Origin of the sequence: Shewanella hafniensis, assembly GCF_019655335.1 — a bacterium.
GTDB lineage: Bacteria > Pseudomonadota > Gammaproteobacteria > Enterobacterales > Shewanellaceae > Shewanella > Shewanella hafniensis.
Genome location: NZ_BPFD01000080.1, coordinates 1 through 20,326, shown reverse-complemented (window position 1 = coordinate 20,326; position 20,326 = coordinate 1). Strand labels below are relative to the sequence as shown.

13 protein-coding genes and 2 pseudogenes are annotated in these 20,326 nt (G+C 47.7%); 6 read left to right on the top strand and 9 right to left on the bottom strand.

Features of this window, described 5'->3' with window-relative positions:
• Positions 1-871 precede the first annotated feature (871 nt).
• Complete coding sequence (locus K5Q99_RS18185; protein WP_220777674.1) at positions 872-2,368, bottom strand: aldehyde dehydrogenase; 1,497 nt, start codon at positions 2,366-2,368, stop codon at positions 872-874.
• A gap of 279 nt (positions 2,369-2,647) precedes the next feature.
• On the opposite strand from K5Q99_RS18185, the gene aptA reads away from it, so the two are divergent.
• From aptA to K5Q99_RS18165, 4 genes are all read left to right on the top strand, one after another.
• On the top strand, positions 2,648-4,012 hold the full coding sequence (gene aptA / locus K5Q99_RS18180) for an omega-aminotransferase AptA (protein WP_012196777.1): 1,365 nt from the start codon (positions 2,648-2,650) through the stop codon (positions 4,010-4,012).
• Positions 4,013-4,081: 69 nt separating this feature from the next.
• Positions 4,082-5,572 carry a CoA-acylating methylmalonate-semialdehyde dehydrogenase gene (locus K5Q99_RS18175; RefSeq protein WP_220777673.1) on the top strand — a complete coding sequence of 497 codons (1,491 nt, stop codon included), beginning with the start codon at positions 4,082-4,084 and terminating at the stop codon, positions 5,570-5,572.
• Between the two features lie 30 nt (positions 5,573-5,602).
• On the top strand, positions 5,603-5,968 hold the full coding sequence (locus K5Q99_RS18170) for a cupin domain-containing protein (RefSeq protein ID WP_006080672.1): 366 nt from the start codon (positions 5,603-5,605) through the stop codon (positions 5,966-5,968).
• Positions 5,969-6,151: 183 nt separating this feature from the next.
• A complete protein-coding gene (locus K5Q99_RS18165) occupies positions 6,152-6,874 on the top strand; it encodes a TorF family putative porin (RefSeq protein ID WP_012588307.1) in 723 nt (240 codons plus the stop codon).
• A 102-nt stretch (positions 6,875-6,976) separates the two neighbouring features.
• Here K5Q99_RS18165 and nagP read toward each other — a convergent pair whose 3' ends face one another.
• The 8 genes from nagP to K5Q99_RS18125 form a co-directional block, all read right to left on the bottom strand.
• On the bottom strand, positions 6,977-8,275 hold the full coding sequence (gene nagP, locus K5Q99_RS18160) for an N-acetylglucosamine MFS transporter NagP (protein ID WP_012196774.1): 1,299 nt from the start codon (positions 8,273-8,275) through the stop codon (positions 6,977-6,979).
• Between the two features lie 329 nt (positions 8,276-8,604).
• A complete protein-coding gene (gene nagX / locus K5Q99_RS18155; RefSeq protein ID WP_220777672.1) occupies positions 8,605-9,759 on the bottom strand; it encodes a transmembrane glucosamine N-acetyltransferase NagX in 1,155 nt (384 codons plus the stop codon).
• A 137-nt stretch (positions 9,760-9,896) separates the two neighbouring features.
• Entirely contained in the window at positions 9,897-11,033 is a 1,137-nt protein-coding gene (gene nagA / locus K5Q99_RS18150) for an N-acetylglucosamine-6-phosphate deacetylase (protein ID WP_220777671.1), read from the bottom strand.
• A gap of 55 nt (positions 11,034-11,088) precedes the next feature.
• A complete protein-coding gene (gene nagB-II / locus K5Q99_RS18145) occupies positions 11,089-12,087 on the bottom strand; it encodes a glucosamine-6-phosphate deaminase NagB-II (protein ID WP_006084998.1) in 999 nt (332 codons plus the stop codon).
• A 43-nt stretch (positions 12,088-12,130) separates the two neighbouring features.
• Complete coding sequence (gene nagK / locus K5Q99_RS18140; RefSeq protein ID WP_106649759.1) at positions 12,131-13,039, bottom strand: N-acetylglucosamine kinase; 909 nt, start codon at positions 13,037-13,039, stop codon at positions 12,131-12,133.
• Between the two features lie 223 nt (positions 13,040-13,262).
• Positions 13,263-16,061 (bottom strand): beta-N-acetylhexosaminidase, encoded by a 2,799-nt coding sequence (locus tag K5Q99_RS18135; protein WP_220777670.1) that lies wholly within the window; start codon positions 16,059-16,061, stop codon positions 13,263-13,265.
• Between the two features lie 28 nt (positions 16,062-16,089).
• Complete coding sequence (locus K5Q99_RS18130) at positions 16,090-17,577, bottom strand: methyl-accepting chemotaxis protein (RefSeq protein WP_220777669.1); 1,488 nt, start codon at positions 17,575-17,577, stop codon at positions 16,090-16,092.
• Complete coding sequence (locus tag K5Q99_RS18125) at positions 17,577-18,662, bottom strand: substrate-binding periplasmic protein (protein WP_220777668.1); 1,086 nt, start codon at positions 18,660-18,662, stop codon at positions 17,577-17,579. The genes K5Q99_RS18130 and K5Q99_RS18125 overlap by 1 nt, the downstream gene beginning before the upstream one ends.
• A 496-nt stretch (positions 18,663-19,158) precedes the next feature.
• On the opposite strand from K5Q99_RS18125, the pseudogene K5Q99_RS18120 reads away from it, so the two are divergent.
• Both K5Q99_RS18120 and K5Q99_RS18115 read left to right on the top strand, forming a co-directional pair.
• Positions 19,159-19,839, top strand: a pseudogene (locus K5Q99_RS18120) (sulfite exporter TauE/SafE family protein); the annotation flags it as partial.
• Positions 19,840-19,940: 101 nt separating this feature from the next.
• Positions 19,941-20,326, top strand: a pseudogene (locus K5Q99_RS18115) (IS4 family transposase); the annotation flags it as partial.

Here is a 20,326-nt window from a genome sequence, read left to right as displayed (position 1 = left end):
CGACTGTATACCCATACATTGTTAGTCGATTTCTGGTAAGGCCAAGCATAGGCAAATAGATAAGAATTTGTATGGCAGCAGGAGTGGGAATTTTCGGTTGAGCTAACGAGCCGAAACACGGAATGGGGCATAGCTTTTTTAGCTGAACGAACAGCTAGAAGGTTGGTGGGGATTGGCATTGTTGCACCTGTGACCTTCTAAAACAGGATGTTTTAGTTGAGCCCTCAGGGACGAGTTTATGGCGAGTCACAGGGGAAATAATGACAATGAATGCTGCACAATTGACGATACAATTCTCTTGCTTTGGGGCAATAGCTTTTTAGCTAAACGAACAGCAGAAGTGTTAGTTAAGATTGGCATTGTTGCAACTGTGACCGTTGGCGGCATGGATGCCGTCGTCGAGCCCTCAGGGATACTTCTTGTTAAATAAAGGGGTGGCGAGTCACAGGGGAAACAATGACAATTCATGCTGCAAACTGACAACAAAGTTATCTTGCTTTGGAGCAATAGCTTTTTAGCGAAACAAACAGCGAGAGGGTTGGTTAGGATTGGCATTGTTGTAACAGTGACCGTTAGCGACATGGCCGCTTTTTCACATCCTTGTGAACACGGCATATACACTTCCGTGTGCTGTAGATGTTGCCGTCGAGCCTAGAGGGATTCTTCTTTTTAAATCTAAAGACGGCGAATCACAGGGGAAACAATGACAATTAATGCAGCACAACTGACGATTCAATGAGCTTGCTTGGGGTAAAGACGCCCTAAAAATAAAAACCTCTTTCCATGTAATATGAAAAGAGGTTTTAGTATTGAGCGAAAGTTGCTCATTCTCTTATATAGACAAAAAAGAGCGGTTATAAAAACTAAGCGCTTATAGCACGATCCAAGTCGCTTTCAATTCTGTGTATTTGTCGAAGGAGTGCAGAGATTTATCTCGGCCATTACCTGACTGTTTATAGCCACCGAATGGCGCTGTCATATCGCCGCCATCATAATGGTTGATCCACACCATGCCAGAGCGCAGGGCTTTAGCGGTTTTATGGGCCTTGCTAATATCCGAAGTCCAAACGCCAGCGGCTAAACCGTAGATGGTATCGTTGGCTATTGATATCGCTTCTTCCATGCCATTAAATTCAATGACAGATAACACTGGGCCAAAGATCTCTTCGCTGGCAATTTTCATCTGATTGTTTACGTTAGAAAATACCGTTGGCTGCACATACACACCACCCGTGTCGGCCATAACTTGGCAGCCACCGTGGACTAAGGTTGCGCCTTCATCTTTACCCGCTTTGATGTAACTGAGCACTGTGTCTAACTGTTGTTTATCGACAACGGCGCCGCTCACAGTCGCAGGATCGAGTGGATGCCCCGGATGCCATGAGGCTAACTCATCTGCAATAAGCGCGATAAGCTCATCTTTCACCCCGGATTCCACCAGCAAACGAGAACCTGCGGTGCAGACTTCACCTTGGTTAAAGGCAATCGCTTCGGCTGCAGCAACGGCAGCGGCTTTCAGATCTGGCGCGTCATTAAAGACAATATTAGGGCTCTTGCCTCCCGCCTCTAACCACACGCGTTTCATGTTCGACTCACCAGCGTAAATCATTAATTGCTTGGCAATTTTTGTCGAACCAGTGAACACCAGCGTATCCACATCCATATGCAGGGCTAAGGCTTTACCTACGGTATGACCAAATCCTGGCAACACGTTTAGTACGCCTTGTGGGATCCCAGCTTCAATGGCGAGTTGCGCCATACGGATAGCCGTTAAGGGTGACTTTTCAGAGGGTTTTAATACCACACTGTTACCCGTGGCAAGTGCGGGGCCGAGCTTCCAACACGCCATCAGCATAGGGAAGTTCCACGGCACAATTGCAGCGACAACACCAACAGGTTCACGGGTGATCATGCCTATTTCATTGTGAGCGGTTGGTGCGAGTTCATCGTAAATTTTATCAATCGCCTCGCCAGACCAGCGAATCGCACGGGCAGCGCCCGCCACATCCACTGCTTTAGAGAAACGAATAGGTTTACCCATGTCGAGGGTTTCTAACAATGCGAGTTCATTGGCATTTTCTTCGAGTAATTCAGCGAAACATATCATCACTTGTTTGCGTTTTACTGGAGACTGCTGCGACCAAACACCAGACTCAAATACGCTGCGGCCATTGGCGACCGCAAGATTGGCATCCGCAAGATCGCAACTCGCCACTTTTACCAGTAAGCGGCCATCGATAGGGCTAATACAATCAAAGGTGTTACCCGAAACGGCATCTTGGTATTCGCCATTGATAAACGCCTTCCCATTAATAGACAGGCTGGCAGCAAGACTTTCCCATTCGCTGCGTTTCTTCGGTGTGCTCATGATGACCTCTTAATAGTTCGCATAGGTGTGGTTTATCGTTCATCGACAAGAAATAGTGGTCTGTGACGACATTAGCGCAAATGCGACACATCATCACAGTCGTAATCCGAGCTTCAGATTACGCTGTTTGAGTAATAAAATTCAATATTTTTTACAAAAATAGCTTTTTTGCCACAAATAACTGCACACAGCTCTTCCATGTTCATTATTTCTAACATAGCATAGCAAATATTAGCCACCCTAAAACAAGACCTGAAAATACAGGACAAGGTAGACACTATGGCCGATTTGCCGCTCAATTCCTCAAGTGATGCTTCACATCAATCTTCAACTGAGCACCCCTCACTTGAACATTTCTGGATGCCTTTTACCGCCAACCGCCAATTCAAAGCCAACCCGCGGTTACTCACCAAAGCGGAAGGCATGTATTACACAGATATTGATGGCAATAAGGTATTAGATGCTACCGCAGGTTTATGGTGTTGTAACGCAGGCCATGGTCGCAAAGAAATCAGCGAAGCTGTCAGCAAACAAATTAAAGAGATGGACTACGCGCCCTCCTTTCAGATGGGTCACCCCATTGCCTTTGAACTTGCCGAGCGCTTAGTCGAGCTCAGTCCTGAAGGATTAAACAAAGTCTTCTTTACTAACTCAGGTTCTGAGTCCGTCGATACAGCACTTAAGATGGCACTTTGCTATCACAGAGCCAACGGTCAAGCCTCACGTACCCGCTTTATCGGCCGTGAAATGGGTTACCACGGTGTCGGCTTTGGCGGCATCTCTGTGGGTGGGTTAAGCAATAATCGCAAGGCATTTAGCGGCCAATTACTGCAAGGCGTCGATCACTTACCTCATACCTTAGATATCCAAAATGCGGCATTTACCCGTGGACTCTCACACTTTGGCGCTGAAAAAGCCGAGGTATTAGAACAGCTTGTTACCCTGCATGGCGCCGAGAATATTGCCGCCGTAATTGTTGAACCTATGTCGGGTTCAGCAGGGGTGATATTGCCGCCACAAGGTTACTTAAAACGTCTGCGTGAAATCACTAAAAAGCACGGCATCCTATTGATTTTTGACGAAGTCATCACTGCTTTTGGCCGTGTTGGCGCCGCTTTTGCGAGTCAACGTTGGGGCGTTATCCCAGATATAATCACCACGGCTAAAGCCATCAATAACGGCGCCATCCCTATGGGCGCTGTGTTTGTGCAAGATTTTATCCACGACACTTGCATGCAAGGCCCCAATGAACTGATTGAGTTCTTCCACGGCTACACCTATTCCGGTCATCCAGTGGCTGCGGCTGCGGCGCTTGCCACCCTATCAATTTATGAAAATGAGCAATTATTCGAACGCAGCTTTGAGCTTGAGCGCTACTTTGAAGACGCAGTGCACAGCCTCAAAGGGTTGCCGAATGTGATTGATATTCGCAACACAGGGCTAGTCGCTGGGATTCAATTCTCCCCTAACGCTCAAGGCGCGGGTAAACGGGGTTACGGCGTGTTTGAACACTGCTTCCGCCACGGCACGTTAGTGCGCGCCACGGGCGACATTATTGCCATGTCACCGCCACTGATTGTCGATAAACGCGAAATTGACCAAATGGTTAATAGCCTAAGCGATGCCATTAACGCCGTTGGATAATAACGCCAGCTGCTCGTTCCACTCTCACATTTAACACCCCGCTGCGGCGGGGCACATCAAAGGTTAACTATGCTCAAGATCACTCACTTTGTTAATGGTCAGCACACCCCTGCCAGTACCAGAACCCAAGATATTTTTGAACCCGCCACGGGTGAACTACGTGGCCAGGTCTCACTGGCAAGCGAAACTGAAGTCGGTGAAGCCATCGCAATCGCTAAAACCGCCTTTGAAACCTGGTCGCAGGTGACACCACTCAACCGCGCTCGAATGCTATTTAAATTCAAAGCTTTAGTTGAGCAGAACCTAGATGAAATGGCGCAGCTTATCACCCGCGAGCACGGCAAAGTGATCGACGATGCTAAGGGCGAGTTGATCCGTGGTCTCGAAGTGGTCGAGTTTGCCTGTGGTATTCCGCACTTGCTTAAAGGTGAACACACCCAGCAAGTCGGTGGCGGGGTCGATTCTTGGTCAGTTAATCAAGCTTTAGGTGTTGTCGCAGGCATAGCGCCCTTTAACTTCCCCGTGATGGTTCCCATGTGGATGTTCCCAATCGCGATTGCCTGCGGTAACACCTTTATTATGAAACCCTCGGAAAAAGACCCAAGCTCGGTAATACGTATTGCTGAGCTGCTTAAAGAAGCGGGTCTTCCCGATGGTGTGTTTAACGTGATTAACGGCGACAAAGAAGCCGTCGATACCTTACTCACCCATAAAGATGTGCAAGCGGTGAGCTTTGTAGGCTCAACGCCGATTGCCGAATACATCTACAGCACAGCCTCTAAACATGGCAAACGCGTGCAAGCCTTAGGCGGCGCGAAAAACCATATGTTACTCATGCCAGATGCGGATTTAGATCAAGCCGTTAGCGCCTTAATGGGCGCCGCTTACGGCAGTGCTGGTGAGCGTTGTATGGCAATTTCAGTCGTGCTGGCAGTAGGCGATGTAGGCGACGCGTTAGTGGAAAAACTGCTACCGCAAATCCAAAGCTTAAAAGTCGGCAACGGCCTAACGCCAGAGATGGAAATGGGTCCGCTAATCTCCAAACAGCACCTTGCCAAGGTCACCCAATATGTTGAAGCCGGTGTGCAAGAAGGCGCAGCGCTGCTGGTCGATGGCCGTAAACTGAGTGTTGAAGAAAATCCACAGGGCTATTTCCTCGGCGCCTGTTTGTTCGACCACGTCACGCCTGAAATGAGCATCTACCGCGAAGAAATCTTTGGCCCAGTGCTGGCGATTGTGCGCGTGAAAGATTACCCAACGGCGCTTGAGCTGATTAACCAACATGAATTTGGCAATGGCACGGCGATTTTCACCCAAAGTGGTGAAGCGGCAAGACATTTCTGCCACCACGTGCAAGTCGGTATGGTTGGGGTGAACGTGCCGATCCCGGTACCAATGGCGTTCCACAGTTTTGGCGGTTGGAAGCGATCACTCTTTGGGCCGCTGCATATGCATGGTCCAGATGGCGTGCGTTTTTATACCAAACGTAAGGCAATTACTGCCCGCTGGCCCGTAGGTAAACAGACTCAAGCCGAGTTTGTAATGCCTACGATGAAATAGCCGAATGTCAGCTCAACAAGGAAATCGCAAATGACTGTGAGCATCAACGCCATTATTCGCTTTGCTACGGCGCAAACACCCGTCGAGACCTATCAGTTACCGGCGGAAAAGTTGTTAGCAGGCAATCCAACTCAAGGGCTAGAGAATCATTATTCTAGTCCTTGTGATCAATTTCACAGTGGAATTTGGCAAAGTGAATCAGGCGCTTGGAAAATAAACTACACTGAATACGAGTACTGCGAAATCCTCGAAGGGATAAGTGTTATCACTGATCTTCAAGGTCAATCGCAGACGTTCACTGTGGGTGACAGGTTTATTATACCCGCGGGTTTTCAAGGCACTTGGGAAGTTGTGGAACCCTGCCGCAAGGTTTACGTCATTTTCGAACAAAAGTGAGATCAACGAGGCTGATGCTAGCCTCAAAAAAGCTAAGTTATCTTAGCAATAACTCGCCATGAGGTCACAGCAACGGGTTTTCCTAGGCTGTTGTTTGGCAAACCAACGGATGCACTGGCGCGATTGCACAATCATGGCCGCCAGTAACACGTCCGAGTCAACAAAGAAAATGGGAGAAATACCGTGTATAACAATCTGAATAAAAAACGGCTGGTACAGCTTGTCGGACTCGCGCTAACCACGACCCTATTCTCCGGCATGGCCGCCGCCGAAGTAACAGGGGAAATTAGTCTCACTAACGACTATCGTTTCCGCGGCGTTTCACAAACCGCTGGCGATCCTGCCCTGCAAGGCGGTATCGATTGGAGCTTCGACTCGGGTTTCTCTGTCGGTGCTTGGGCAAGTAACGTGGATTTTGATGAGCCAGGTTATAACGGCCCTGCAATCGAATACGATTTCTATGTCGCCTATGGCGGTGAGATCAACGAAGATCTGACCTACGACATTACCCTTAACCGTTATAACTACTCAGGCGAAAGTGACATTGGCTATTTTGAAGTCACAGCTGGCATGGATTATAAAGGCTTTCGTGCCGCTTACTGGTACACCAATGACTACGGCGGTAGTGATTTAGACTATCACTATGCTGAGCTTAACTATTCCTATGAATTTGTTGAGAACTGGAGTCTCGATCTGCACTATGGTTACAACGTTGGTGATGCATTGGATGACGGTGAAGGCTTTGATAGCTACTCAGATTACTCTGTTGGCGTATCGACTGAACTGTCAGGCTTTGGGCTTTCTCTCGCTTGGTTAGGCACAGATCTTAGCGGCGACCAAAAGGTCTCTGATGGCGCATTTAAAACCTCAGATACCGTGCTTGCTAGCGTAAGTTACGCGTTCTAATTTGGCCTTAGTATAAAGTTCGGAAGAACCGCTTAGATAAACTAAGACACACAAAAGCCCTCATCATCGAGGGCTTCTTTTTAGCTATTCAAGCTGACTTGTCTACCAACTACGCATCTTATGGCCTTTCACCGCGTAGAACAGGATGAACAGATAACAGGGCAACATCACAATATAACCGCCCTGCATGCCCATATCTGTCGCCGAGCTCATTAAGCCCCAAGACACAGGACCAAAGGCGCCACCAGCAATCCCCATGATGAGGAGCGCTGAACCTGTACTGGTCAATTTGCCCATACCAGACAAGGCTAGCGGCCATACTGCAGGCCAAACGATCGCATTGGCTAAACCAAGGAAGGCAATCATCAACAGGGTGTCAGGTAGCGCGACACCACCAAAAGGCACTAACACAACATTCGCGATAGCGTAGGAGTTATTGTCGCCGAACAAAATACCGCATGTCAGTAATAAACCTAAAATGGCCGACACCATCAAAGCCTTATGCTGTGAAATAAAGCGAGGAATTAACAGGATACCAAGCGTGTAACCTAGCACCATACACACCATGGTATAGGAGGTCATCACCCCGTAATGTTCAACCCCGAGTGATAACGCAAAAGTGCCGATAGTGTCACCGGCGATCACTTCCACCGCCACATAAAAAAACAGCGCCAACACGCCAAAAGCTAAGTTAGGGTGAGACAGCGCCGCTTTAAGTTGGCCTTTATCGGTATTTTCAACGGCTTCATCTTCATTGGATAATTCTGGTAATGGCGACTTCTTCACCGCTAACGCCAAAATGCCGATAAAAATCGCCATGCCTAAGTACGGCAATACTAAACCGTCAGCCATTTCATCAATTTGAATTTGAGTCAGCTCAGTACCGATACGGTCTTTAAAGCTGTCTAAAATCAGTGCAGAGAACACCACAGGCGCAATCACACCCGCACCTTTGTTCAAAATGCCCATCACGCTCACTCGGGCAGCGGCGGATTCTTCAGGGCCTAAACGCACCACATAAGGGTTAACCGCAGTTTGTAATAAGGTTTGGCCTGTACCCATCACTAATTGGGCCAATAGGAACAAGGCAAATATTTGGGTTTCCGCGGCGGGGATAAACAGTAAACCCGCCAGCATCATCACGCCCATGCCGATCGCCATACCATTCTTATAACCGACTTTGCGAATAAGCCAGGCGGATGGCAAGGCTGTAAAGGTCACTGCGATATAGAAAGAAAACAGGATCAACGACGCTTGAAAGGGATTGAGTTGCAATATTTGTTTCAAATACGGCATCAAAGAACCATTCAACCAAGTGGCGAATCCGAGGATGAAAAAGAGAGCGGCCACTATGGCCATGGGGAGAAAGCTGCTTTTTTGCTGGCTTTTATCGAGTGTCATTTCCATAAACCTGCTTCTTATAGTAATTAATTATTGAGGTGATAACGGGGTTTAAATTAATGCCTAAGTTCCCGAATATCCGTATCGCGACTCGTCCGCAATGGCTAATGTTATCATCCAAACGCACCATTGTTTCAGTGATGTTAAAACAAATAACACAAAAAGACAACGCTGTCATTTAATAAATTCTCGCGAATATTCCCTCGTAATCATCGATTGGCTAACTGATAAGTTATAAGTAAGTGATGACTCACATCCAGAAAATAATGTAAAAAAAAGCCGCAGACACTGAGTGTGTGCGGCTTATCTCAAGCGATTAAGCGAACTGACTAAATCCTGACAAAAATATTGCGGCGATACATCCAATATAAAACCAGCCACTGCACAGCAAGCAAGCTAACAACCGCTGCCAACGTTTGAGCGCTTTCAGGCAAGGCCAGCACTAAGCCGCCAAACACGCTTTGAGCGATATATTTCCAATCCACTAAGCTCGACGCTAAGTAAATAATGATGGCGTTGGTGCCTATCACCACGAAGAAAAATGCGGATTTTTGCCACTTAAGCACATCGACTAAGGCATAGAATACCGCCAGTAGTATCATGCTCCAACCCGACGTCACCAGCACAAATGAACTGGTCCACAGCTCTTTATTGACCGGAATAACAAGATCTAACAGCCAACCTAAGGCTAAGCAAACGCCACCCGCAGCGGCGAGCAACCCCACTTTGGCCCACTCTCCTTTAGGATGGGATTTAACAATAAAGTGGCCGACAAATACCCCTGCTAACGCATTGACTATGGCGGGAATAGTCGACAGTAACCCCTCTGGATCGGGCGTGCGTCCCTGATAGCTCACGCCGGGTAATAAAATCGAATCGACATAGGCATTGATGGATTCCGTTGGCGAGAGCACGCCTGCCTGTCCACCGGGAAAAGGCAACCAAAGTTGCATTGCGCCATAACCGAGCAAAATGCCCAAGGCGACGATAATTTGGGTTCGTAGACTCGTGTGCCACACCAATAATGCGGCAAAGAACCATGCAAAGGCGATTCGACCTAACACACTGGCATAACGAATTTTTTCAGGATCGGCAGGCGCGCCCGCTCCCCAACCGTGATTGTATAAAATGCCCAGTAACAGCAATAAAAAGAGTCGTTTAATGCCGTGACGATACACAGGTAATCGCTCACTCATGGGTAATTTATCTAAACGTTTGGGAGATAAACCTAAGACCACACCAGAGAGGAAAATAAACAGCGGAAAGATTAAATCGTAAAACCGAAAGCCGTGCCATTGGCTATGGTGCATCTGTTCATCGCCCCATTGCCAACCTGCCCAGCCCGTGAGAATAAGCAAGCCACCAAACAAAGCCTCACCGCCCAAAATCCAAAACATATCGAAGCCGCGCAGTGCATCCAGCGACATCAACCTAGGTTTATTCACCTTTACTGGCGCAATTGCATTTGTCTGTGTCGTCCCCATGCCATCATCCTTTATTATTGTTATCAAAAGCTTTTAGTAAAGTTGAGCAAAACTAATGCTGTACAATAAAAAAACTTAGCCCCTGTCATCAAAATACGACAAGGGCCGAGGTTAACGCTTTGCTGACTCAACGCACACTAAGGGCGAACATAAACTGCATTTCCAGCAATGTAGTTTGCCTGCACTTTGTTGTGCGCATCGAGCAAGACAAAATCAGCCCTGAGTCCCAGTGCTAAACGGCCAGCTTTATGGTCAATCCCGAGGAACTGCGCGGGATAAAGCGCCGCCATTCTCAAGGCTTCCGCCAAAGGTAAACCCAACAAGTTGACGGTATTATTGACCGCAGTCGCCATATCGAGCACACAGCCCGCCAGCTCGCCTGTCACGGCATTTAATCTGTCACCGACTCGCAGCACTCGAGTACCAAAGAGCTCGAAGCTGGTCTCATCGTCCATACCCACAGGCGGCATAGCATCGGTGACTAACATCATCTTGCCCCTCGGTTTTGCCCTTAGTGCAACCTTTGCCGCAACAGGGTGCACATGGTGACCATCGACAATCAAACCACACCACGCGGTTTCACTCTCAATCGCCGCGCCAACCATGCCCGGCTCACGGGAGCCCAATGGTGACATCGCATTATAAAGATGGGTAAAGCCCGTCGCGCCTGCCGCTAATGCTGCAACTACAGTGTCGTAGTCGGCATTAGAATGGCCCAAACACACCTTCACGCCCGAAGCGACAAGCGTGCGGATCACCTCTGGCGACACATTCTCAGGCGCAAGCGTGACGACTTTAATCCCTAAGTCTTGACGACAAAATACCGCGAGTTCAGCATCGGTTATTTCGCGAATAAAACCCTGCGGATGCACACCTTTTTTAGGCACAGATAAATGTGGCCCTTCAAAATGCACCCCTAAAACGCCAGCGCTACCTTTGACTAAAGCCTCGGCCACTGCATCGGCTGCATTGGCCATCACGCTAACATCATCTGTGATAAGCGTAGGTAAAAATCCCGTCGTACCAAAACGCGCATGGGCACGGCCGATAGTCTCAATACAATTAACACTCGGATCGGCATTGAATAACGCCCCGCCGCCACCGTTCACTTGCACATCGATAAAACCTGGCACCAGCGTTCCGGCTTGGCGGATTTCCTTCGCGCCAACAACCGTATCAAACGCCAGAATGTGCCCGTCTTCAACAGTCACAGGCACATCTTGATGGAAATATTCACCATCAAAAATACGCTCGGCGATCAGGGTGATTTTCATCGCAAACCTCTTTCAATAAATAACACGAGTGACTTAAGTCTTTAATTTCGGCAACTTAGAGCGTTTGGGTCACTTTTTTAAGGCCCGCCGGTTGGTCAGGGTCGATACCGCGGGCAATCGCAACCGCAGCCACGTCGATATAGAAACGTTGTAATAAGGCTAACGGCGCCACACGGGGGTGAATGTCGGTCGAGGTTTGATTCAGATGCACTAAATCGGCGCCGCGTTGGCTCACATTTTCAATCTGTTCGATGTGGCTAGCGTAGGATTCATCACCAATGCATACATCGACGATAGTGAGTTTTTTCTCAACTAAGGTCACAGGACCGTGGAGGAACTCGGCACTGCTGAATGCTTCGGCATGGATTGAGCACACTTCTTTCAGTTTAAGCGCAATTTCCTTAGATACCGCATAACCTAAACCACGGCCGAGTACGACTAAGTTCTTCACGTCGGCAACAGATTCTGGCGTGAGTTGTGGCTCAGCGTCCACCGCCGTTTGCAGCGCTTGGGGTAAAGAAGCGACGGCGCTAGCAAGCGATTCGCTTTGAGTCCAAGCGGCGGCAAGTTGTAAAATCGCCGACAAGGTCGCGAGGTAACTCTTAGTCGCGGCAACGGCTTTTTCTTCACCTGCACGTAAAGGTACAACCACATCGACGATATCTTTAATCGGTGCGGTTTCATCATTCACTAAGGCAACACAAAAAGCGCCGGCATTTTTTGCCATACGCGCCTGCGCCAAAATATCAGGGCTACGGCCAGATTGTGAAATCACAATGACTAACGCACCTTCGAGTTTCAAGGTCTTACCATACACACTCGCCACTGATGGTGCGGCGGCAAACGTCGGCACACCCGCTTCGATTTCAAATAAGTACTTAGCGAACACACCCGCATGATCCGATGAACCACGACCAACGATCATTACAAAACGGGGATCGAAGGCGCGCAGTTTTTCACCTAACTGCTGCATGATTTCAGCGTTAGCTTCTAACTGACCAGCGATTTTTTGCGGTGCGGTGCGAGCTTCTTGCTCCATAATAGTGTTTGTCATGTCTTTTACCTTCACGTTCAAATACAGGATTTGGCTTCAGTGCCTATTGCACTGACAACGACTTATTAAATTCTTGCTGGGCGAAATACATAGCACCGAGTTCGGGTGGGGCTAAGGTTTCTGAAATTTTGGCAACCACATCGGCACCGAGCCAGGCTTGTAAAGGCTCTGCAAGGCCACCGATCATCGAAAAACGCACCGGATTTAGGCTAAATAACTTACGCGCCATGTCGCTAATATAATCCGCGCCTTCTTGCACTATGGCCGTCGCGACTGCGTCACCTTCATTGGCGCAATCAAGCACGCTTCTGGCTAATGCGGCGTAGCAACTTGATGATTTACCCGCTAGATTTTCGACAATGCCGAGCGCATCTGTGACGTTAAAATAATTAAGCAGCATATCGGTTAATCGGGTTGGTACGGCAAAACCATCGAGTGCTAACAACACGTGTTCGGCGGCTTTTAATCCCAGCCAAGCACCGCTGCCCTTGTCACCCAATGCAAAACCATAACCACCAATACTCAAGCTGGTATCACCAACATGGGCATAACCGCAAGAACCTGTGCCCGTGATGATCACTGCGCCATCGGCACCGCGGTGGGCACCAATACAAGCCGTATGTAAATCGGTAGTGACATACATGGCTGCAAAAGGATGCTGCCAGTTGATAACATCTTGATATAACCTAGGGACATTTACGCCAGCAAGACCAAGACCCGCCACTAGCAAGTGACTATCGCTCTCGTTCATGCCCGCATCCAGCAACGCCAGGCGAGTCGATGCTTCAATGGATTCAAATGTTTGTGTGAGACCATGCAGTGGATTTGCGCGTCCAGCAACACCTGTCCCTAAAACGGTACCGTCTGCGCAGTAGATGGTGGCGCGACATTTACTGCCGCCGCCATCTACACCTATAAACAGTTGTTGATCTTTTGTCTGGACTAACCCCATGACACCCCTCTTCACCTATCAATGCAGCGCTACCGTTGCTTATTATTTGCCGTTAATACAGCGCTCAACTTTAGTTAACTCAATGTTACAGCAAAAATGACAGCGTTGTCATTTACTTTTTTAAGTGATTTATGATCTAAAATCAAATTTAGGAAATCACCGACACAGAAAAACAAAAAGGCTGTATTTTATCTTTAAAATACAGCCAGATATAAAAACCAATTTAGTTAATGATTAAGCTTCTGCCTTTACGAATACCATCGGCAGCAATGGCGCGGATCTCAATCGGTGCAGTAACCGCCTGCCCCGCTCGATAAGCTTGCCATTGGCCATTGAGGCTTCGGTATTCAAGCTTGAGCCCAGGATAGGCGATATTGGCAAACAGCTTGCCCTCACGGATCTCGGCGCCGACCGTCGGTACGCGGTAATCAATCCCCGCTTTATCTAACTTGATAAATTCTTTATGGCCTAAGGTATTCGCGAGTTGTTGCCACTCCTTTGCCTGTGCATCACGCATGGCTAAAGTAAAAGCACCCGAGCTTTGATTATATACAGCGCCTTGATATTGATAAGGTACTTCCCATGACGCTTGATGCCAAGCACGCTCGGCCAACATCAACAAACGCGGGAACACCATATATTCAATTGTATCGTCACTGCGAATCGACTCACTCCAAATCTGCCCTTGCAAGCCAGTAAAAGGTTTGCCTTTCTCCCTCGGGCCCGAGACTTTGTTACCCGCCTCATCGAGTTTTATTCTGTCGTCCGCTTCGAACGGCTGATTTTCAATATCGGTCCATTGCTCGGCATTGGCTGCTAAGTTATCAGGCATAAAGCTAAAGACTTTATGGCTGTTGGTCGCGCGGCTCGCCCAGTAATAACCATGCTCCTTAGGATCGGCCTCATAGGGGAAATCAAAGTACAGCACCTCTGGATTAGAGAGCACGGTTTCCCAACCAAGATTCGCCTGCTGATTGGCGCGCTCATAACCTTTATGGGCAATCACATCCCAAATATTAGACTGCACTTTAGCGGGCATATTCTCAGGGCGAACATGGCTCATGCCATCGCTCCATCCTGCAGCTTCAATGCCTTTTGCTGCTAACATAGTCGAAATTCGTTCAATAAAATAAGCGCCTAAGTCATCTATCGACTTAACGCCTTTATCGTTATTGGCGACAAATGCTAAACACTGTGGTGATTGTTTCCAAGCTCCCGCCGTTTCATCGGCACCAATGTGGTAACGCGTCAATGGTTGACCCGCGGCTTGGTGTAGCTTGGCTATTTCATCAATCACCTTATCGACAAACTGATAGGTCGATTCCATACACACGTTAAGCGTATTGTCGTCGTAATATTGCACTGAAGAATAAACCGTTTTGTCGTTTGCATCGGATAACAAATATTGCTCAGCGGCAGTGGTTTGCCCTTCAGCTTGCAATTGACGAGCGCCCGCATCTAACGCTTTTACCGCTGTGCTAGCTTGATTTGCCGTTTCCTGCACAGGGACAACCTGCACTTTGCCCGTGTTTTTAAGCTCTACGTCTTCAGCCTGTAATCGACGAAAACGCGCATCCATCGCTTTAATCGCGGCGCGGCTATGACCCGGCATATCCATCGATGGGATCACTTGAATTTGACGCGCCTCGGCATATTTCACTATGTCGATATAGTCTTGTTTGGTGTAGTAGCCATTGACGCTAGTATCGCCAAACGGCCCACTGCCTAACTGCGGTAATAGGCAGGTATTTTCATCTAAATCATGGCAACGTTTACTGCCGATGTCGGTCAACTCAGGTAGCCCGTCGATTTCGAGTCGCCAACCTTCATCGTCAGCCATGTGTAAATGCAGTTTATTGAGCTTATAAGCCGCCATTTGGTCGAGCAAATCCAGCAACAATTGTTTGCTGTGGAAATTACGTGCCACATCAATGTGCATACCACGGAAAGGATAACGTGGGCTGTCTTCAATGGTCATGGCATTCACTTTCAGCGAATTCACATCCACAAGGCTTGCTAATGATGACAAACCGTAAGAGAAGCCCGCCGCATCATTGGCCGCGATCACAATTTCAGCTGGCTGAATATCTAAGCGATAACTGCCCTCATCCCCTTTTTGGCTGGCAAATTTCAGCGTAATGCCACTCGCAGATTCAGCCACACCTAGGCGAGCTAAACGTGCCACCGCCGCCGCAACTTGACGCTTTTGCTCTGGGTTATCTTGCTGATATTCAAGATTAATACCACCAGCAAGGGATACTGGTGTATCGGTTGAATGAACCTTCACCTTTTGTGGCGTTGGGATAATGGTATCCACAGCCAAGGCGGCATCTTCACTCACGCTTTGATTGGCTTTAAATAATTGCGCGGCATCGGCTGGCGCGAGTTTATCCGTTTCAGTGCGTTGATATTGGGTTTTAACATTCGTAAACCCTTCAACATACGGACGCGTCTCTAAGCCCGTTTCAGCATCTTTACCCACTTGAGTACTGGCGATAATGACGGGTTCTAATCCTTTTGCTGCGAGGTAATAGTTTGGCATAGCGTCGGTTTCAGCCAATTGCCACGGCTCACCACGGAATGTCAGTTGCTTTTTCTCGCCCTTAACAAATCCCTTAAAAGCAGCCGTTGGCGTAATACGATGTAAATCGCCTTTAACGTGCGTTATCGTTAATTCACCGCTTTCAACCGATTGCACTGGGCGCATTTGGCTTAAATAAATTTCCCAATCTTGGCTGGCTAAATCCATACCAGGCACGAAATCAATTTGAGCGACAAAACAGCGACCATCAGCTTTATCTTTTAGGCACTTATCGTCTGGCACATTGGTCACAACACGGTAAGTTACGGCTAACGAATCCCCAAGTTGTTGTAACTGCGCTTGAGTTAATGCGTCCTGAGCTTGCTGTGTTTGAGCCACAGCCGTATCGGCTGACGCTGTGGAAGGCACCACAGGCGCCTCGGAACAGGCCGTTAATCCTAAAGCCAGTAAAATGGCGCTTGCTGAGAGTGTTTTATTCATGATTATCCTTATCTAGCTCCAGAAATGGCTACAATCTGAAGGAAGTTACTAACGTCCGCAGTCTTTCCCCTTGGTGAAACAGTCGCTCGCTCGAGTGCGCTAAGTGCTCGCTATCGAGTGACGCTGAACCTGAGACATTGGCAAGATCATTTAACGTACGAGAAATCGCTTCGGTGACGCAGGTTTGCTCCTGTGCCGCATGGGAAACTTCGATGTTCATATTACTGATATTTGAAACTAAATCAGTCACTTTAGTGAGTACTAACTTAATTTCTTCCGAGCGGTTCACGCCTTGAGTTGAAAGGGCTTGGCTCGCTTGCATCACAGTGACCGTTTCGGCCACGCGGCTCTGGACCTGCTGGATCATTTTCTGTATTTCACCTGTGGCCTGTTGAGTTCGGCTCGCCAAGGTGCGCACTTCGTCGGCCACCACAGCAAACCCGCGCCCTTGTTCACCCGCCCTCGCCGCTTCAATCGCAGCATTAAGCGCCAGTAAGTTGGTTTGTTCGGCAATGCTGTTGATCACCACGACCACTTCATCAATCTTTTGGGTTTCTTGCTGTAACTGTGAAACGGACAATGCCGAGCGGGCTAATTCAGATGCCAGTTTACGAGTGATGTCTAATCCCGAATCAAACTGCCGCTGACTGTCATCGACCGCTTTATCGGCCTGACTCGCCGCGTCCGCGGTGCGCTTAGCATTAATGGCGACTTCGTTAGCACTGGCGCTCAGCTGAGTGACAGCCGTTACTGCGGCCTCGGTTTCTTTTAGTTGGGTTTGCACGCGATCATTATTCGTTTGCGACAGCGACCCCAGCGCTTTGGCATCGCCCAGTAATTGTCCTGAGGTTTCGTGCACTTTGGAAATAGTGCCGTGGATTTGCTCTACAAAACCATTAAATGCCTTAGCAAGCTGACCAATCTCATCTTGACTCTCAACCGGTAATCTGTGGCATAAATCACCGTCACCGCTGGCAATTTCTTCCATGGCGCGAACAATATTCTCCAATGGATTAATCACTAAACGTTTAAGAATAATGAAGATCACAAATAAACTACCACCAAGAATTAACAACGCCTGCAAGAAATAACCTAAGAGTAAATCTGACAACTGAGCGCGAATGGGCAACATAGAAAACTGAATGGCCAATTGGCCCGTTGGGTTACCTTGGTCAGCAAAGTGAATTTCACGTTTTACTAGATACTCATCGGCCACAGTTTGAGCCTGTTGACTCTCGGCGAGCACTTTACCGCGATGGTCGCTCACGACAATATGATAAATCTGCGCAGATTTAAGTATCACAGATAACACGGCTTGGATTTGTTCGTAATCGTAGGTGAAGATGGGCTGCGCCATAGTGACTTGCAAATTGGCGACGGTATTGTTTTCAAACTCAGTTTCACTGGCGGCCAATTTATCGCTCGCCAACCAGTAAGATACGCCGAACAACACGCTGACTATCATAAAAATCGCTGCTGCTAATCCAATTTGTACTTTTAAGGCTAATGTTTTCATTATTTTGCACCTTGCATACTAAAGAGATCTAACCATAATTCTTTGCGTTCTATTGGCGTTAACGGGCTTAAATCCGGCGTATCGAGGCGGATAATGACCCTGTGTTCAAACTTTGTCTCGCTGTACAGTTGCTCAATTTTTAGCTCGCGATTGAACATCTCATCAAAAGAGCCGTCGCTGACCATACTTTCAAGCCCGGCTAATATGGCCGCCGCCAGTTCGGGGCGCTTAGGGGACACAAAGAAATAAGCTGGCGAGCGATATTGCAGCAGAATATGGCTATCAACCTTAAGTGCGGGATCGGGGTGGTTTGCGAGTTCTTCACCAATTTCCTGGGCGCCGAGGGCAAGATAATCGAAACGCCCACCTTCCAACATGGGGTATAGATTGGTGTACTGATAACTCGTCACGACGGGTAATCCATTGGCCTCTAGAATCGTGGCATCGGGCCAATAACGATTTTGCCCCGCCTTTAACTGCCTAAAATCCGCCATGGTTTTCACATTAGCAAATCGTGCCTCATCCGATTTACGGATAATCAGCAGCCGATTACCGAGTAACCCTTTAAACAATGGAATGCGCACGGGAAGCACAGTTTCTTCCAATTCTTTTGAGGTCATGCTCCAAAACACGTCTACTGTCCCAGCGAGTGCTTCTTCAACCTTGCGCTTTTGATTCATTTGAGTCGACATTTGCTGTAATTGATAGCCGCTATCCGAACGGCGCAATGCTTCCTTAAGCAAATTTAGCTGCCAAGTCTGCTGTATGGTGGTGACAATTGTTTTTGAAATCGGTGGCCGAGTGTTAGAAGCATCAGACTTAATGGCGTCAGATTCAGAGTCAGATTTAGAGTTTGAGTTTGAGTTTGAGTTTGAGTTTGCAGCGAAATGACTTGAGACGGTATCGGCAGCAAAGACAGTGAAGGAGGCGGCCGTCGAAACACCCGTTAATGCTAGGATGAAAGATGACAAACAAACAGCTCGTTGAGTGAAAATGAGTACGGACGTTAGTGTAAAAACAGGACGAATGACACTCGTCATGCCCGTTGCAATGACGCGCATCGCAGCCGTTAAATGAATCGCCATAAATTGCAGCCTCTTTTTATTATCTGGTTTTTACCAGAGAGTTTTATTGATCTATGCCGCTAACGTTCAAATGCTGAGGTAGGCATTTAAATCATATTGTAAAAACACCCTAAAAAAATGGCTGGGCACTGCTTACAGTACCCAGCCCACGCTAGTTTCTGGGGAGAGACTATCAAAATATCAAAGACAAACGTATCGCCGCCCGACAGCAATACTCCTGCCAAACACATGAAAAGGAGACCTCATCCTCTCATGCAGACCTTACAAACAACGTATCACACAAGCAGATGACAGCGTTGTCATTGTTAAAGTACACAAGAAAGAACAGGATTTCTACATTTTTTTGACAAATATTGTTGGTTTTTATGAAAAGATATACTTAACCATTATTATTCAACAACTTAAAATGTTTAATTTATTTATTCAAGCTTATGTGACAACGTTGTCCTTCATTGGTAACATGGCGATAACATGACAAAGATCACGGTAGCTATCGATGAGTCCCCTTAACACATTAGTGCCCAGTAATACCCAATCTGCTCCGCGCTTAACTCGGCACTACCGAAACCTCAGCTTGATATTGCTACTTTGTGGAACTTGGTTATTTTGGGCGAGCCATTTTCATTCGCTATTTGATCTTATCCAAGAATATGGCCGCTTTATTTTTCTGGGCATCACAGGCGCCGTATTTGCCAATGCGACGGGAGCAGGCGGTGGGGTCATCTTTATTCCCGTTTTTTCGAGCCTCAACTTTAGTGATTCTCAAAGCATCGCGACTTCATTTATGCTCCAATGCTTTGGTATGACAGCAGGCGCGATTTCATGGTCACTGCATTATCAAAAACGTCACCGAGAAGATGTCGCCTGGTCTGGTTTTGTGAAAGCAGCATTACTTGCCGCCTTCTTTTCAGTATTAGGTTTCTGGAGTAGCCAATTACTACAGCTCAATTCGCCCTCTTCGCTACACACAAGTTTCAGCATTTTCTCGATAATACTCGGTATTGCCATCATTCTCAGTAGCAAAAGTAGTACGCAAATAACTCGCGCTATAATACCGATTGATTTTCTATCGCTCGCTCTCATCGGTTATTTTGGCGGTATTATCACAGCTTGGTTATCGGTAGGCGTCGGAGAATTAGTCGTCATTTATCTGATGTTACGGGGACTATGCGCTGAAGAATCCCCTGATGATTTACAAATAAATCATCAAATTAGGGTGGAAGCACATCTTGTTGCATGATCAAATGGTTTCGCTAAAAACTACACTTGGACAACAAGATGCGCGAAGCCAATATCCTACAACATTCTTTACACCAATACTGCCCAGAACTTCACCTAAAACGATTAAACAGCTTGATGCTGGCCTCTAAGGCACTGATTGAATGTAAGACACTGACCTTGACTGAGTTAGGTCGAAATTTACCAACCACGGCCCGAACCAAGCACAACATCAAGCGCATTGATCGTTTGCTCGGCAACACGCATCTGCATCAAGAACGGTTAGCTGTCTACCAATGGCATGCCAGCCTCATCTGTTCTGGTAACCCTATGCCGATTGTGCTCGTCGATTGGTCAGACATCCGAGAGCATAAACGCATCATGGCTCTGCGCGCCTCAATAGCCTTCAATGGCCGCTCTATTACCCTGTATGAGAAGTCCTATCC